The sequence below is a fragment of the Pelagibacterium limicola genome, from assembly GCF_015694405.1.
In the GTDB taxonomy this organism is placed as follows: Bacteria; Pseudomonadota; Alphaproteobacteria; order Rhizobiales; family Devosiaceae; genus Pelagibacterium; species Pelagibacterium limicola.
This window is the reverse complement of sequence record NZ_JADQDB010000003.1, coordinates 439,983-454,287: the sequence shown is the minus strand read 5'-3', so window position 1 is coordinate 454,287 and position 14,305 is coordinate 439,983. Positions and strand designations below refer to the sequence as shown.

Here is a 14,305-nt window from a genome sequence, read left to right as displayed (position 1 = left end):
CCTGATCCATCAATACGGTTTGTGGAGCTGGTGGGTGCGCGGCGCGCAGGAGCCGCCGGACGGCGACTGGACGACATGGCTTCTGATCGGCGGGCGCGGCTCGGGCAAGACAAGGGCAGGCGCCGAATGGGTGCGCCTTTTGGCGCTGGCCGATCCGCCGGTTTCGCCCATCGCGCTGGTCGGGGAAACGATGGCGGAGGCGCGTGCGGTGATGGTGGAGGGGGTCTCAGGACTGCTGGCGATTCACCCTTACGACCAGCGGCCGCATTTCGATGCCAGCCGGCACATGCTGACCTGGGACAATGGCGCCCAGGCCATGCTGCTGCCTGCCAACGATCCGGAGCGCTTTCGTGGGCCGCAATTTGCGGCTGCCTGGTCCGACGAACTGGCCAAATGGCCGAACGCGGAAGCGGCCTGGGACATGCTGCAATTCGCGCTGCGGCTGGGCAAGCGCCCGCAGCAGATCGTGACCACGACCCCGCGCCCGACGCGGTTGCTCAGACGGCTGATCGGCGAGCCGGGAACGGTCCGGACCGAAATGCCGACGGTGAGCAATGCGGCCAATCTTGCCCCGCAATTTCTTTCGGCTGTGGTGGGGCGGTATGAAGGCACCGCGCTGGGCCGGCAGGAACTCAATGGCGAGTTCATCGAGGACGTGCCCGGAGCCCTCTGGACGCGCAGCAGCATCGAAGCGGCGCGGATCGGGACTGTGCCTGATCTGCGCCGTATCGTGGTCGCCGTCGATCCGCCTGTGACGGGGACGGCGCGTTCGGACGCCTGCGGGATCATCGTGGCCGGACGGGCCGACGATATCGCCGTGGTGCTGGACGATTGCACGGTGCAGGGCGTGACGCCGATCCGCTGGGCGAGCCTTGCGGTGATGGCATTTCATGAATTCGAGGCGGATGCGATTGTCGCTGAGGTCAATCAGGGCGGTGATCTGGTCCGCGCGGTGATCGGGCAGGTCGATGCCGCCGTGCCGGTGCGCGAGGTACGCGCCACGCGCGGCAAATGGGTGCGGGCCGAGCCGGTTGCGGCGCTCTATGCGCGGGGCAGGGTGAAGCACGCCGCGCCCTTCCCGGAACTCGAAGACCAGATGTGCGCCTTCGGCGCCGACGGCATGGCGGACGGCCATTCGCCGGATCGGGTGGATGCGCTGGTCTGGGCGATCACGGCGCTGATGCTGCAGGACGGGCCGGTGCCGCGGGTGCGATAGATTTTCGAAGGAAAACACGATGCCAAACTGGTTCAACCGGCTGTTTGCCGGGCGTGTCGCTGTGCCTGCCGAACGGAAGATGTCCGGGCAGCAGACGCTGTTCACGCTCTCTCACCTCGGAACGGGCACGAGCCCCAGGAAGGGCTTCGCGGCGCTGGCCAATGAGGGGTTTGCGCGCAATCCGGTGGTCTATCGCTGCGTGCGGCTGGTGGCCGAGAGCGCGGCGCGGGTGCCGCTGGAGGTCGCGGATGCCAATGCGGTGCTGACAGAGCACCCGCTGCTCGAACTGCTGGCCCGGCCCAATCCGCGCGAGGACGGCAAGGCGCTGCTCGAAAGTGTTTTTGCCTATCTACAGATCGCCGGCAACGCCTATCTCGATGCGGCGATTGTCGATGGCGCGGTGAAGGGGCTTTACGGGTTGCGGCCCGACCGCATGGCGGTGATTGCCGGGCGCGACGGCTGGCCGGTGGGCTATGCCTATACAGCGGGCGGGAAGACTACGCGGTTGATGCTCGATACAACGCCTCTGGCGCGGGTGCTGCATCTGACGCTCTTCAACCCGCTCGACGATCATTACGGGCAAGCCCCGCTCGATGCCGCGCAGGGGAGTCTCGAGACCCATAACGCAGCGACCGCCTGGAACCGCGCGTTGCTCGAAAACGCGGCGCGGCCGTCCGGCGCGCTGGTTTATAATGCCGGGTCGGGCAACCTGACCGAGGACCAGTACGAGCGCCTGAAGGGCGAACTCGAAGAGGGGTTCGCTGGGGCGCTCAATGCCGGGCGGCCCATGGTGCTCGAAGGCGGGCTGGACTGGAAGGCCATCGCACTTTCGCCAAAGGACATGGATTTTCTCGAGGCCAAGAACGCCGCAGCGCGCGAAATCGCACTGGCCTTCGGCGTGCCGCCTATGCTGCTCGGCATTCCCGGCGACAACACCTATGCCAACTACGCCGAAGCGAGCCGGGCGCTGTGGCGCCAGACGGTCATACCGCTGGTCACCAAGGTCATCGCGGCGCTCAACCACTGGCTCTCGCCTGCCTTCGGCGGTGCGCGTCTGGTTCCGGATTTCGACGTGATTGAGGCCTTGGCGGCGGACCGCAAGCTCGATTGGGAGCGCGTCGGGAATGCGGGCTTTTTGAGCGACGACGAGAAGCGGGAATTGCTGGGGTTTGGGAAGTAGAGCCCCCACCCCTAACCCCTCCCCTCAAGGGGGAGGGGAATCCATCCTGCGCGATTGGCAGGCACTTGCGACAACCACCGAACCATCCCTTCCCCTTGAGGGTAGGGGTCAGGGCGGGTGTAAGCGGAGTTAGAGACATGGACGACATCACCAAGACGATCCTCGAACGCGGGGATCTGGCGCATCTGGCGCTGTTTTTGTGGGCGAGTGGCGCGAGTGCGGTGGTCGTTTTCCTGCTGCGCGAACTGGCGACCGCCAACAAGCGCTTCAATGCGTTCGTGACCGAAATCGCCCACCTTAACAAGCTCTTCCGCGCGCCGCGGGAATAGGCGGGCAGGACCAGTCGGTTAAACGGTGAAACGAGGGACGAGAACCGGAAATGAAGAAGACGCGGGGAACGAAGGCGGGCCTGCAGGAGGCCCAAGATGTGTTCCGGCAATTTGCCTGGCTGCTGGCGGGCACGCTGGCCAGCCGCAAATCGCCACCGGCAAAGCGCAAACCCGCGAGCCGCTGAATGTACGCGGCCATCGATGCCGACGGGCGCTTTTGGGGCTACGCCTCGATTTTCAGCCAGCTCGACCAGGGCGGGGACATCGTCATGCCCGGCGCCTTTGGTGAAACGCTCAAAAAGCGCGCGGCAGGCCGGGTGCGGCTGCTGTTCCAGCACGACCCCAAGGAGCCCATCGGGCTCTGGGACGAGATCGTCGAGGATGCGCGGGGCCTGAGGGTCTCCGGGCGCCTGCTCGACGCCGTGCCGCGCGCGGCCCATCTCAGGGCCCTGATCGCCCAAGGGGCACTCGACGGGCTTTCCATCGGGTTCCGCGCCGTGCGCGCGACCCGTGACCAAAGCACGGGTCATCGGCGGCTCTGGGCCGTCGACCTGTGGGAAATCTCCATCGTCACCTTCCCGATGATGGAAGCGGCGCGGATTGCCTCCGCGCCAGGCGGGCACGACGCCCGGCTTGCCGCAACGCTCGGCGCGGCGGCGCGCATGTTCAAAAGCTGAAGGGATAGCAATGACCAAATCCACCGAACCGCGCCTTGAAAACAAGGCAGCGGCAGGCCCTGTTGCGGGCAACGTCACCGCAATGTTCGCCGATTTCATGTCGGCCTTCGAGGAGTTCAAGGCGGCAAACGACACCCGCCTCGGCGAGCTGGAAAAGCGCGGCAGCGCCGATACGCTGCTCGAGGACAAGCTCGACCGGCTGAACGCCTTTCTCGACGGCCAGAAGGCGGCCATCGACAAGGCGAGCCTCGACCGCGCCCGGCCGGCGCTGGAAGGCGGCAGGGTGCGCGCAGGCGACGAATACAAGGACGCCTTCTCGGCCTATGTGAAACGCGGCGAGGAAAAGGCGCTCTCGGTCGGCTCGAACGCGGATGGCGGTTATCTCGTGCCCGCCGAGACCGAGACCGAAATCTCGCGGCTGCTGACGGCGATCTCGCCCATGCGGGCCATCTGCGGCGTGCGGCAGGTCTCGTCCTCGGTCTACAAGAGGCCGATCACCGTCACCGGGCCGCAAGTCGGCTGGGTGGGCGAGACGGCGGCGCGCAACCAGACCAATTCGCAGGTGCTCGACGAGCTGGTGTTCCCCACCACAGAGCTCTACGCCATGCCGGCGGCAACGCAGAACTTCCTCGACGATGCCGCGGTCGATGTCGGCCAGTGGATCGCCCAGGAAGTCAACGCGGCCTTCGCGGAGCAAGAAACGGCAGCCTTTATCCTCGGCGACGGCACCAACAAACCCACCGGGTTCCTCGATGCCGATATCGTCGCCGAGGAGAATTGGGCCTGGGAAAAGCTCGGCTATCTGGCGACGGGCGTCGATGGCGGGTTCCCGGACGGGAGCGATCCCGTCGATGCCTCGGACGTGCTGATCGATCTCGTCTACGCGCTCAAATCCGGCTATCGCCAGAACGCCACCTGGCTCATGAACCGGCGCACGCAAGGCGCGATCCGCAAGCTCAAGGACGCCGATGGCAATTACCTCTGGCAGCCTGCCGCAGCGCCCAATGGCCGCGCGAGCCTCATGGGCTTCCCGCTGGTCGAGGCCGAGGACATGCCCGATATCGACGTGGATACCACGCCCATCGCCTTCGGCGACTTCCGGCGCGGCTATCTGATCGTCGACCGGCAGGGCGTGAACGTGTTGCGCGATCCCTATTCGGCCAAGCCCTATGTGCTGTTCTATACGACCAAGCGCGTGGGCGGGGGAATCGCGGATTTCGATGCGATCAAGCTTTTGAAGTTTGCTGAGGACTAGGGCTCTCGGCGAGCGCGGCCAGTCCGCGCTCGTTCCTGCCAACAAATAAAGAGAAACAACGATGACTTCCTTCCTTCTCGCGGGACCCGCGCAGGAGCCGGTTTCGCTCGCGCAGGCCAAGGTGCATCTGCGCGTGGAAGACGGCGCCGAGGACGGGCTGATCGAGAGCCTTGTCACTGCGGCGCGCATCCATATCGAGGGTATCACCGGCCGGGCCCTGCTCGAGCAGCGCTGGCGGCTGGTGCGCGACGACTGGCCGGAAAACGGCATCGTTACCCTGCCGGTCGGCCCGGCCCTGGCTATCGACGAAATCCGCACCTACGACGCGCAAGGCGAACCGCATTTTGTCGATTCCGATGGCGTGCTGCTCGATGGGCAGGGCGTGCCGCCGCGCGCGATCCTGCCGGGAAACCGCCCGGCGCTCCGCACACGGCTGGGCATCGAGATCGACTATACGGCCGGCTACGGCAGCGCGCCCGAGGACGTGCCCGCCGATCTCATCCAGGCCCTGCTGACGCTGGTTGCCTACTGGTACGAGAACCGCGATGCCGTGCTGGTCGTCGGTGCAGCCGGCATCATCCCCTCGGGTTTCGAGCGCATTCTCACCAATTACAAAAGGGTGCGACTATGAGGGAAGCATCGCCTCCGCTTGGCTCGCTCCGCGACCGCGTGCACCTGCAACGCCGCGAGATGACCGTTGCGCCCGATGGCGGGCATGAGACGCTGTTCATGCCGATCACCAGCGTGTGGGCGCGGGTCCGCGCGCGATCGGCACGGTTTGCGCGCGAGGGGGATGGTCGTGCGGCCACCTCCACCCATGCGGTGACCATGCGCTTCCGCAAGGATCTCAAGCCCGGCGACCGCATCCTCTATCGCGGGCGGGCGCTCGAAATCGTCGAAGCCGAAGACATCAACGGACGCCGCGCTTATCTCGCCTGCCTCTGCATCGAAACGGCTATGGTGGGGTAGGGGCGATGAACGTTATCGACGATATCCAGACCGCGCTGGTTTCCGCCTGGTCGGCCGATGCCGCACTGACTCTCCTCGTGGGCGCGGGGGCGGTGTTCGATGCTCCGCCAAAGGGCCGCCAGCCGCCCTATGTCACCATTCTGAGCCACGATGCAGCGCCGCGCGACGGCGACGAGACGCCGGGGCACGAGCACCGGATGACTGTCCATTGCTGGTCCCCGCAACCCTCGCGCCGCGCCGCGCTCGAAATCGCCGACCGCGTGGAGCGGGTTGCGGTGGCCGGTGTCATCGCGCCGGACCACCACGTGCTGACCGTGCGCCGCCAGGTCCGAACCGAAACGACCATCGATCTCTCGTCTGGTCGCGCGCGGGCGGCGGTGACCTTCCGATTTCTCTCCGAACCCAAGGATTGACCTGATGACGGCCCAGAGCGGCAAGGACATGCTGTTAAAGCTCGACCAGACCGGGTCGGGCGGGTTTCTCACCGTAGCGGGATTGCGCACGCGCAGCCTCGCCTTCAACGCCGCAAGCGTCGATACGACCGACGCTGAAAGCGCCGGACGCTGGCGCGAACTGCTGGCCGGCGGGGGCATCAAGCGCGCCTCGGTTTCGGGCGCGGGGATTTTCAAGGACCGGGCTTCGGACGCCGAAGTCCGCGCGCTGTTCTTTTCCGGGACGATCCGCGACTGGCAGCTCATCCTGCCCGACTTCGGCATCGTCCAGGGCCCGTTCCAGATCGTGGCGCTGGAGTTTGCCGGGGACCATGCCGGCGAGGTGACCTTCGAGCTGGCGCTGGAAAGCGCGGGCGAGATTATGTTTCTGGCGGATTAGGAGCTAAACCAAATGGCCAATCCCCAAAGGGGTGAAATCGACGCCGAGATCGGCGGCGAGACGATGACGCTATGCCTAACACTCGGCGCCCTCGCGGAGCTGGAGGCGAGATTGCAGGCGGGCGATCTCAACGGGCTTGTCGAGCGGTTTGCGGAGGGGCGGATTTCGGCGCGGGATCTGACCGCCATTCTGGGCGCGGGCCTGCGCGGGGCGGGCAATCCGGTGACCGACGACGACCTGGCTCGGCTTTCCATCGAAGGCGGGCTCAGGGGCGCGGCGGACATCGTCGTGCGGCTTTTAAAGGCCACTTTCGGAGAGGCGCAATGAGCCGGTTGCCCTGGAGCGAGATGATGCGGTTCGGGCTTGGCGTGTTGCGCCTGCCGCCGCCGGTTTTCTGGACAACGACGCCGCGCGAACTGGCTGCGGCACATGCCGGACTTTCCGGGCGTGGCGCGACGGGGCCGCTCGACCGGCAAGCGCTCGAAACGCTTATGGCGCTGCATCCCGATGGAGGCAACAATGGCTGAGCTTTTCGGCGAGGCGTTTGACAAGGAACTTTCGGACGTCTCAGTGGAGCTTGAACGCATCCGGGACCTGGGGCAGTCCGTGGGTTCGGCGCTTACACGCAACCTGCGCAACGCCATTCTAGAAGGCCGCTCCCTTCGCTCGCTGCTGAGCGACATCGGCCGCGCCTTCGCCGATATTGCCTTGAAGGCCGCGCTCAAGCCGCTTGGGACGATGATTTCGGGCGGGATCGAGAGCCTCTTTTCTGCGCTCAATCCCGCGGTCGGCGGCATCAAGCCCTTCGCAAAGGGTGGCATCGTCGGAACGGCGACATATTTTCCCATGCCCGCGCAGTGGGGCTTGGCTGGGGAGGCGGGTCCGGAAGCCATCATACCGCTGCAGCGCGGGTCGGACGGCCGGCTGGGCGTCGCCGGTGGCGGTGGATCGGTGACGGTCAATTTCAACGTCACGGCCTCCGACGCCCGGAGCTTTCTTGCCGCCGAGGCGGAGGTGAGCGCGATGCTGTTGCGCGCGGTGCGCAGGGGCGGGCGGGGGAGTTGAGGTTGGGCATCGCTCACCCCCACCCCTAGGCCCTCCCCTCAAGGGGGAGGGGAATCTATTCAGCGCTTTTGGCAGTCATCCACCCCTTCCACGATGCCGTCCCCCTCCCCCTTGAGGGGAGGGGCTAGGGGTGGGGGTACAAGGAAAATCAAAAATGCCTTTCCATCCAGTCCGCTTCCCGCTCGATATCGCGCTTGGCGCGGTGGGTGGGCCGCAGCGGTTGACCGATGTGACAACGCTCGCCTCCGGGCGCGAGGAGCGCAATAGCCGATGGGCGCGCTCTCGGCGGCGGTACAATGCCGGTTACGGTATCAAATCGAAGGCCGACATGCAGGCCGTGCTCGTCTTCTTCGAGGAGCGGCGGGGGCGTTTCCATAGTTTTCTCTGGCGCGACGCGCTGGACCATGCGTCGCGGAACGACGGGCAGGCGCCAACCGGGCTCGACCAGCAGATCGGCACCGGCGACGGGGAGACGACGGCCTTCCAGCTCACCAAGCGCTATGGCGGCAGTTTCGATCCGTGGATGCGCCAGATCACCAAGCCGGTGGCGGGGAGCGTCGTCATTGCCGTCGATGGCGTGGCAGCGAGCGGTGCGGACTTCGCCGTCGATCCGTTGACGGGGATCGTCACCTTCGACGCCGCGCCCGCTGATGGTCAGGCCGTGACGGCGGGTTTCCTGTTCGACGTGCCGGTGCGCTTCGATACCGACCGCCTGGATATCGAGCTTTCGGGGTTCGACGCTGCGGTCGCGCCCAACATTTCGCTGATCGAGGTGCTGGACGAATGAGGACTTTCGACCCTGGCTTTGCCGGCCATATCGCGAGCGGTGCGACGACGCTGTGCTGGTGCTGGCGGATCGTCCGGCGCGACGGCATCGTGCTAGGATTTACCGATCACGACATGGCGCTGGATTTTGAAGGTACGTTCTTCGTGCCCGCGCACGGGCTCGACGGGTCCGAAACGGTCGAGCGCTCGGGTGCACAGACATCGACATCGGAAGTGCTCGGTGTGCTCCATTCCGAGACGATTTCGGAAGATGACATCCTGCTCGGGCGCTATGACGGCGCGCGCGTCGAAAGCTGGCGCGTCAACTGGCGCGACGTGAGCCAACGCGCACTGATCCGCGCCGACACCATAGGCGAGATCGTGCGCGAGGACGGCGTGTTCCGCGCCGAACTGCGCTCGGGCCAGCACGCGCTCAACGTCCCCAAGGGCAGGCTCTATCAGCATCTTTGCGATGCAAGGTTGGGCGATGGGCGGTGCGGGATCGACCTTGAACAGGCACCATATCGCGGCGAAGCCACGGTGACGGCGATTGGCGACGCAATGACGATTTTTGTCGATGGCCTGGACGATTTTGAAGACGGCTGGTTCGCGCATGGCCATGTGCGCTGGTCGTCCGGCCGGCGCGAGGGGATCGACGATCTGGTGGTGCGGCAGGCGGGCGGCGTGCTGGGCTTTGCGGGTCCGGTGGGAGACTGGGTCGGGCTTGGCGACACGTTGACCGCCTATGCCGGTTGCGACAAACAATTCGGGACCTGCAGCGCCAAGTTCGGAAACGGCGTTAATTTTCAAGGCTTTCCCCATATCCCCGGAATCGATTTCGTAATGCGTTACCCCAATACATCAGACCGCCTCGATGGCGGCGTGATGGTGCGATGAAGGCTGAAATCGTCGCTGAAACCCGCCGCTGGCTCGGCACGCCCTATCGCCATCAGGCGGCGGCGCGCGGCGCAGGGTGCGACTGCCTGGGGCTGGTGCGCGGGGTCTGGCGCACGATCTATGGCGCCGAGCCGCAAACGGTGCCGCCCTATAGCGCAGACTGGCGCGATAGGGGCGCGGGGAACGGTCTCGAGGCGGCGGCGCTGCGCCACCTCATCGTCCGCGACGGTCCGCCCCAGCCCGGCGACCTTATCGTCTTCGCGCTCATCCGCCACAGGCCGCCCCGCCATTGCGGGATCTTGGCCGAGGAGAGCCGGTTCATCCATGCGCAAGAACATCTCGGCGTGGTCGAGGCCGCGCTGACCGATGCCTGGCGACGGCGCATCGCGCGCGTCTTCATCTTTCCGGAAAAACACTGAATGGCAACTCTCGCTCTTTCGCTGGCCGGACAGGTCGTTGGCGGTCTCCTCGGCGGCCCGGTGGGCGCGACCATCGGGCGGGCGCTCGGCGCGCTCGCCGGGAGCGCGGTGGACTCCGCGATCTTCGGGCAATCGGCGCAACCCTCGCGCGCCGGCAGCGATATCCGTCTGACCGGTTCGAGCGAAGGCGTGCCCGTGCCACGTGTCTACGGCTGGAGCCGGATTGCCGGGAACATCATCTGGGCCACCGATCTCGAACGCCTCCCCGGCCAGTCCGCAGGGGCAAAGGGATTTGGCGCGGGCCAGGAAGAAGATGCGATTGTCGCGAGCTTCGCGCTGGCGCTCTGCGAGGGCCCGGTTGCCCATCTCGGGCGCATCTGGGCCGATGGCAAGCTGCTTGAAACCGAGGGGCTCAATATCCGCTTTTATCGCGGCACCGCCGATCAGCAGCCGGATGGGTTCATGGCAGCGCGGCAGGGGGCAGAGGTGCCGGGCTATCGCGGGCTGTGCTACCTCGTGTTCGAGCGCCTGCCATTAAAGCAATTCGGCAACCGCATTCCCAATATCAGCGCAGAGATCAGCCGTCCGGTGGGAGAACTGGAGCGCGATATCCGGGCGGTCTGCCTCGTCCCCGGCGCCACCGAATTCGGCTATGATCCCTCCCCCCGCGTGCGCATAGCCGGCCTGGGCAGGACGGCGCCGGAAAACACCCATGTCAGCGGTTTGCGCTCGGACTGGGATATTTCCATCGACGAGCTGACCGCGCTCTGCCCCAATCTCGAACATGTCGGGCTGGTGGTGGCGTGGTTCGGCACCGATTTGCGGTGCGGGCAATGTACCGTCGAGCCGCGCGTCGAAGCGGGCCATCGCGAAATCAAGAATGCGCACTGGGCCGTGGCCGGTCGCAGTCGCGCGACGGCCAATGTGGTTTCGAGCCACGATGGCGGCCCGGCCTATGGCGGCACGCCCTCCGACGCTGCCGTGCTGGCCGCGATTGCCGACCTCAGGCCACGCGGGCTGAGGGTGACGCTCTATCCCTTCGTGATGATGGACATTCCCGAGACAAACGACCTCACCGATCCCCATACGCTGGCCGCCGGGCAGCCCAGCTATCCCTGGCGCGGGTGCATCACGTGCCACCCCGCGCCGGGCGTTGTCGGATCGCCGGACGGCACGAGCGCGGCTTCGGTGCAGGTCACGGCCTTCGTCAACGCGGGCTATCGGGAGATGATCCTCCACTACGCCGGGCTGGCGCAGGCGGCGGGCGGAATCGACGCCATTCTCATCGGCTCGGAAATGCGCGGGCTGACGCAGGTGCGCTCGGGCGCGGCCAGCTTTCCCTTTGTCGACGCGCTCAAAGCTCTGGCCGGTGACGTGCGCGGCATCGTTGGCGCGGGGACCAAGATCACATATGCCGCCGACTGGACCGAATATTTCGGCTACCGGCCACCCGATGCGCCGGGCGACATGGTGTTCCACCTCGACCCGCTCTGGGCAGATGCCAATATCGACGCCGTGGGGATCGACAATTACATGCCGCTCGCCGACTGGCGCGACGGCAAGGGGCACCCGGATTCAGTCCTCGCCAAATCGATCTACGACGCCGGTTACCTTGCGGCCAATATTTCGGGTGGGGAGGGGTTCGACTGGCACTACGCCAGCGATGCGGATCGCATGTCCGGCACGCGCACCCCGATCATCGATGGCGAGCACGACGAAGCGTGGGTCTGGCGCTACAAGGACCTCGTCAACTGGTGGAGCCAGCCCCATCACAACCGCATCGGAGGCGTGCGCTCGGAAACGCCGACTGAATGGGTGCCTGCCAGCAAGCCGATCTGGCTGACCGAACTCGGTTGCGGCGCGGTGGACAAGGGGCCGAACGCGCCAAATGCCTTCGGTGACCCCAAGAGCAGCGAGGACAGGCGGCCGTGGTTCTCCTCGGGCCTCCCGGACACGCTCGTCCAGCGCCAGATGCTGCGTGCGAACCTTGCGTACTGGAAGACGCAGGGTGGCGCCATGCTCGATGTCTCGCGCATCTATCTCTGGTGCTGGGACGCGCGACCCTATCCGGCGTTCCCGGCGCTCGATGACGTCTGGTCCGATGCCGCCAATTATTCGACGGGTCACTGGCTCAATGGCAGGCTAGGCGCCGCGGCGCTGGACGAACTGATATTCGCGCTGGCCGGGGAATACGGCGTTCCGGTTGCACGGATCGATGTCGCCCCGCCGCTTGTCCAGGGGCTCACCGTGGAAGCGGTGGCCTCTATGCGCGATATCGCGGCCATGTTGGTCGAAACCAGCGGCCTTGCCGTGCGCGACGGGCCAGAGGGCATGAGCTGGATCGTCCCCGACGACCGTCATGTCCTGTCATTGGGGCGTGACGATCTCGTGCGCGCGGACGGTCCCGTCGTCTCGCGGTGGCGCGGCGATCCTGCGGAAGCGGTGGGGTCGCTTTCCCTCTCCTATGCCGACCGGGACAGGGACTATCAGGCCGCGACGGTGCTGGCGCTGAACCAAAAGGGGACAAGGGTTGCCGCCGAGCATAGCGGGCTGGTGCTCGATCCGGCGGCCGCACGCACCGCTGCCCAAAGCATGATCGTTCGGATGAGCCGAGGCAGCGATACGCTCAATACGTTCCTTCCGCCGTCCCTGCTGGCTGTCGAACCCGCCGATCTCATCGAGATCGATGGCGAGAGGGACGGGCCGTTTCTCGTCGGTGAGGTACGGGACGGGACCAGCCGGACCATCGGTGCGAAAGCCCATGGAGAGGCGGTCGCCGCGACCGTACTGCCCGAGCCGCGCCGGTTCCGCACGATGTTGCCCCAGATCGAGGCGGCACCGCTGGTCATCTTTGCCCATCTTCCAGTGCCGGACGGCGGGACCGAACTTGCCATCGGCACCTTTGCCGATCCCTGGCCGGGCGAAATCGAAATCCGCGACGCGACAACGGGGGCCAGCTTCGCAACCCTGAACCGGCCCGCGTTCATGGGGGCTCTCGAAGCGTCGATGCCGTCGGGACCGGCAGAAGTCTGGTCACATGACGTTCCGCTTCTGGTGCAGCTTCAAGAGGGCCATCTGGCATCCGCGACCGACGATGCGACGCTCTCGGGCGTCAACCGGATTGCCGTCCGACTGGACGATGGCAGTTGGGAAATCGTCGGTTTTGCGGAGGCCGAATTGATCGGCCCGGGGCTTTATCGTCTCGACCGGGTCTTGCGCGGGCTAGGCGGCACGCAGCCGGGCACGGCCAGCGCGGGCGCGCCCGTCCTTGTCCTCGATAGCCGCATTGCCCGGATTTCCGTCCCGCAGGAGGCGCTGGGTTCGGCGCGCACCCTCCGCGTCTATGCCGGTGCGCACGACGCCCAAGGCACGTCCGTCAACGCCCAGTTCGATCTTTCGCCCGCCCTGCCGCTGGCGCCGGTCCACCTTCGCGCCGAACGCGATCCCGTCAGCGGCGATGTTACGTTGCGCTGGATCCGGCGCAGCCGGGCGGCAGGCAGCGGTTGGGAATATGGCGATATCCCGCTGGATTTCGTCCCCGAACGCTATCGGGTCCGGATTTTCGATGGCGGCGACCCGGTGCGCGAAATCGACTGCGGCACCCCGCAGGCGGTCTACACCGCCGCCGACCAGACCGCCGATTTCGGTGCATTGCCCTCGACCTTCGCCTTTTCGGTCGCCCAGATCGGCCCGGTATTGGGGCCGGGCGGAGCATCACCCGGAGTTTTCCCATGACATCTACCGCGCGGCTCGCCCTACCGCTGATCGCCGCCGAACAGGCGCAAAAGCACATCACCCACAACGAAGCCTTGCTTGTTCTCGACGCCGCCGTACAGTTGCGGGTGACCGCGCGGGACGCAACCGAACCGCCTGCGGCGCCTGAGCCCGGCCAGACCTTCGCCATCGGCAGCGGGGCTGCCGGCGCATGGACGGGCAGGGAAGGGCAACTTGCCACCTGGACCGCGGGCGGCTGGCGGTACCTCATCCCACAAACGGGGTGGATCGCATGGGACGAGACGGCAGGTGCGCCGGTCATCTTCGATGGGGCCTCCTGGCGCGCACTCCTCGCCAACCTCGACGGGATCGGCATCGGCACCACGCCCGATGCAGCCAACCGCCTCGCAGTGCGCACCGAGGCCGCCCTTTTCACGGCCATTCCCGGCGCCGAAGGCGGCAGCGGCAATCTCCGCCTCATAGTGAACAAGGCCGCCGCCGCCGATAGCGCGACGCTGATTTTCCAGTCGGACTGGTCGGGCAGGGCCGAAGTCGGACTATCGGGCAACGAGGATTTGACCTTCAAGGTCAGCCCGGACGGAGCCGCCTGGGCAACCGCGATGACCCTCGACCATACGAACGGTTTTGTGCGCTTCGATCAGCTATTCGGATCGGCCGTGAGCTTTCCCGCCGTCGTTGACGGGGTGCTGGCCGTCGAGACCAGTTGTGCCGTTCCCGCGCCTCAAAGCGGGTCTGCGGACGATATAGAGACCATCGCGGGCGGGTTCGATGGCGCGCTGCTCGTCCTCACCGGCACCGCAGGGCTTGCGCTGACCTTCAAGAACGGCACGGGCAATCTCAGGCTTGGTGCGGACCGCGTCCTCGACGCTTTCGAGGACAGCCTGATGCTGACCCGGCGCGGCGGCGACTGGATAGAGCTGAGCTACGCCAACAACAGCTAGGGCGTCCTATTTCCAATCACGGAGAC

At 66.2% G+C, this 14,305-nt stretch carries 18 protein-coding genes; all 18 read left to right on the top strand.

Going from position 1 to position 14,305, the window contains the following annotated elements:
- Nucleotides 1–34 precede the first annotated feature (34 nt).
- The 18 genes from I2G20_RS08325 (at nt 35) to I2G20_RS08245 (ending at nt 14,279) form a co-directional block, all read left to right on the top strand.
- On the top strand, nt 35–1,216 hold the full coding sequence (locus I2G20_RS08325) for a DNA-packaging protein (protein ID WP_343070318.1): 1,182 nt from the start codon (nt 35–37) through the stop codon (nt 1,214–1,216).
- Nucleotides 1,217–1,235: 19 nt separating this feature from the next.
- On the top strand, nt 1,236–2,396 hold the full coding sequence (locus tag I2G20_RS08320; protein WP_196259223.1) for a phage portal protein: 1,161 nt from the start codon (nt 1,236–1,238) through the stop codon (nt 2,394–2,396).
- 137 nt (nt 2,397–2,533) lie between these two features.
- Nucleotides 2,534–2,725 carry a hypothetical protein gene (locus I2G20_RS08315; protein WP_196259222.1) on the top strand — a complete coding sequence of 64 codons (192 nt, stop codon included), beginning with the start codon at nt 2,534–2,536 and terminating at the stop codon, nt 2,723–2,725.
- A gap of 50 nt (nt 2,726–2,775) precedes the next feature.
- Nucleotides 2,776–2,910 (top strand): hypothetical protein, encoded by a 135-nt coding sequence (locus tag I2G20_RS17395; RefSeq protein WP_281389641.1) that lies wholly within the window; start codon nt 2,776–2,778, stop codon nt 2,908–2,910.
- Nucleotides 2,911–3,402 (top strand): HK97 family phage prohead protease, encoded by a 492-nt coding sequence (locus tag I2G20_RS08310; protein ID WP_196259221.1) that lies wholly within the window; start codon nt 2,911–2,913, stop codon nt 3,400–3,402.
- A 10-nt stretch (nt 3,403–3,412) separates the two neighbouring features.
- Nucleotides 3,413–4,657 (top strand): phage major capsid protein, encoded by a 1,245-nt coding sequence (locus I2G20_RS08305; RefSeq protein ID WP_196259220.1) that lies wholly within the window; start codon nt 3,413–3,415, stop codon nt 4,655–4,657.
- A gap of 61 nt (nt 4,658–4,718) precedes the next feature.
- The gene (locus I2G20_RS08300; RefSeq protein WP_196259219.1) at nt 4,719–5,288 is read left to right on the top strand and encodes a head-tail connector protein; all 570 of its coding nucleotides are present in this window, start codon (nt 4,719–4,721) and stop codon (nt 5,286–5,288) included.
- A complete protein-coding gene (locus I2G20_RS08295; protein WP_196259218.1) occupies nt 5,285–5,626 on the top strand; it encodes a phage head closure protein in 342 nt (113 codons plus the stop codon). Before I2G20_RS08300 ends, I2G20_RS08295 begins: the two co-directional genes overlap by 4 nt.
- Nucleotides 5,627–5,631: 5 nt before the next feature.
- Nucleotides 5,632–6,039 carry a DUF3168 domain-containing protein gene (locus tag I2G20_RS08290; RefSeq protein WP_196259217.1) on the top strand — a complete coding sequence of 136 codons (408 nt, stop codon included), beginning with the start codon at nt 5,632–5,634 and terminating at the stop codon, nt 6,037–6,039.
- Nucleotides 6,040–6,043: 4 nt separating this feature from the next.
- On the top strand, nt 6,044–6,457 hold the full coding sequence (locus tag I2G20_RS08285; RefSeq protein ID WP_196259216.1) for a phage major tail protein, TP901-1 family: 414 nt from the start codon (nt 6,044–6,046) through the stop codon (nt 6,455–6,457).
- Between the two features lie 12 nt (nt 6,458–6,469).
- Complete coding sequence (locus I2G20_RS08280) at nt 6,470–6,784, top strand: gene transfer agent family protein (protein WP_196259215.1); 315 nt, start codon at nt 6,470–6,472, stop codon at nt 6,782–6,784.
- Nucleotides 6,781–6,984, top strand: a complete 204-nt coding sequence (locus tag I2G20_RS08275; protein WP_196259214.1) for a rcc01693 family protein — start codon at nt 6,781–6,783, stop codon at nt 6,982–6,984. The genes I2G20_RS08280 and I2G20_RS08275 overlap by 4 nt, the downstream gene beginning before the upstream one ends.
- The gene (locus tag I2G20_RS08270) at nt 6,977–7,522 is read left to right on the top strand and encodes a phage tail tape measure protein (protein ID WP_246472937.1); all 546 of its coding nucleotides are present in this window, start codon (nt 6,977–6,979) and stop codon (nt 7,520–7,522) included. Before I2G20_RS08275 ends, I2G20_RS08270 begins: the two co-directional genes overlap by 8 nt.
- A gap of 154 nt (nt 7,523–7,676) precedes the next feature.
- A complete protein-coding gene (locus I2G20_RS08265) occupies nt 7,677–8,309 on the top strand; it encodes a DUF2460 domain-containing protein (RefSeq protein WP_196259212.1) in 633 nt (210 codons plus the stop codon).
- Entirely contained in the window at nt 8,306–9,184 is an 879-nt protein-coding gene (locus I2G20_RS08260) for a DUF2163 domain-containing protein (protein WP_196259211.1), read from the top strand. The genes I2G20_RS08265 and I2G20_RS08260 overlap by 4 nt, the downstream gene beginning before the upstream one ends.
- Nucleotides 9,181–9,603, top strand: a complete 423-nt coding sequence (locus I2G20_RS08255) for an NlpC/P60 family protein (protein WP_196259210.1) — start codon at nt 9,181–9,183, stop codon at nt 9,601–9,603. Before I2G20_RS08260 ends, I2G20_RS08255 begins: the two co-directional genes overlap by 4 nt.
- Nucleotides 9,604–13,338: a baseplate multidomain protein megatron gene (locus I2G20_RS08250; protein WP_196259209.1), complete on the top strand. Its 3,735-nt coding sequence runs from the start codon at nt 9,604–9,606 to the stop codon at nt 13,336–13,338.
- The gene (locus I2G20_RS08245; protein ID WP_196259208.1) at nt 13,335–14,279 is read left to right on the top strand and encodes a DUF2793 domain-containing protein; all 945 of its coding nucleotides are present in this window, start codon (nt 13,335–13,337) and stop codon (nt 14,277–14,279) included. The genes I2G20_RS08250 and I2G20_RS08245 overlap by 4 nt, the downstream gene beginning before the upstream one ends.
- Nucleotides 14,280–14,305: the final 26 nt, after the last annotated feature.

Bases quoted from the DNA above. Each gene is read 5' to 3' on its own strand.
- I2G20_RS08315 (WP_196259222.1), top strand. From the start codon at position 2,534: ATGGACGACATCACCAAGACGATCCTCGAACGCGGGGATCTGGCGCAT.
- I2G20_RS08300 (WP_196259219.1), top strand. From the start codon at position 4,719: ATGACTTCCTTCCTTCTCGCGGGACCCGCGCAGGAGCCGGTTTCGCTC.
- I2G20_RS08255 (WP_196259210.1), top strand. From the start codon at position 9,181: ATGAAGGCTGAAATCGTCGCTGAAACCCGCCGCTGGCTCGGCACGCCC.
- I2G20_RS08245 (WP_196259208.1), top strand. From the start codon at position 13,335: ATGACATCTACCGCGCGGCTCGCCCTACCGCTGATCGCCGCCGAACAG.
- I2G20_RS08250 (WP_196259209.1), top strand. From the start codon at position 9,604: ATGGCAACTCTCGCTCTTTCGCTGGCCGGACAGGTCGTTGGCGGTCTC.
- I2G20_RS08295 (WP_196259218.1), top strand. From the start codon at position 5,285: ATGAGGGAAGCATCGCCTCCGCTTGGCTCGCTCCGCGACCGCGTGCAC.
- I2G20_RS08285 (WP_196259216.1), top strand. From the start codon at position 6,044: ATGACGGCCCAGAGCGGCAAGGACATGCTGTTAAAGCTCGACCAGACC.
- I2G20_RS08280 (WP_196259215.1), top strand. From the start codon at position 6,470: ATGGCCAATCCCCAAAGGGGTGAAATCGACGCCGAGATCGGCGGCGAG.
- I2G20_RS08310 (WP_196259221.1), top strand. From the start codon at position 2,911: ATGTACGCGGCCATCGATGCCGACGGGCGCTTTTGGGGCTACGCCTCG.
- I2G20_RS08305 (WP_196259220.1), top strand. From the start codon at position 3,413: ATGACCAAATCCACCGAACCGCGCCTTGAAAACAAGGCAGCGGCAGGC.
- I2G20_RS08290 (WP_196259217.1), top strand. From the start codon at position 5,632: ATGAACGTTATCGACGATATCCAGACCGCGCTGGTTTCCGCCTGGTCG.
- I2G20_RS08260 (WP_196259211.1), top strand. From the start codon at position 8,306: ATGAGGACTTTCGACCCTGGCTTTGCCGGCCATATCGCGAGCGGTGCG.
- I2G20_RS08320 (WP_196259223.1), top strand. From the start codon at position 1,236: ATGCCAAACTGGTTCAACCGGCTGTTTGCCGGGCGTGTCGCTGTGCCT.
- I2G20_RS08270 (WP_246472937.1), top strand. From the start codon at position 6,977: ATGGCTGAGCTTTTCGGCGAGGCGTTTGACAAGGAACTTTCGGACGTC.
- I2G20_RS08265 (WP_196259212.1), top strand. From the start codon at position 7,677: ATGCCTTTCCATCCAGTCCGCTTCCCGCTCGATATCGCGCTTGGCGCG.
- I2G20_RS08275 (WP_196259214.1), top strand. From the start codon at position 6,781: ATGAGCCGGTTGCCCTGGAGCGAGATGATGCGGTTCGGGCTTGGCGTG.
- I2G20_RS17395 (WP_281389641.1), top strand. From the start codon at position 2,776: ATGAAGAAGACGCGGGGAACGAAGGCGGGCCTGCAGGAGGCCCAAGAT.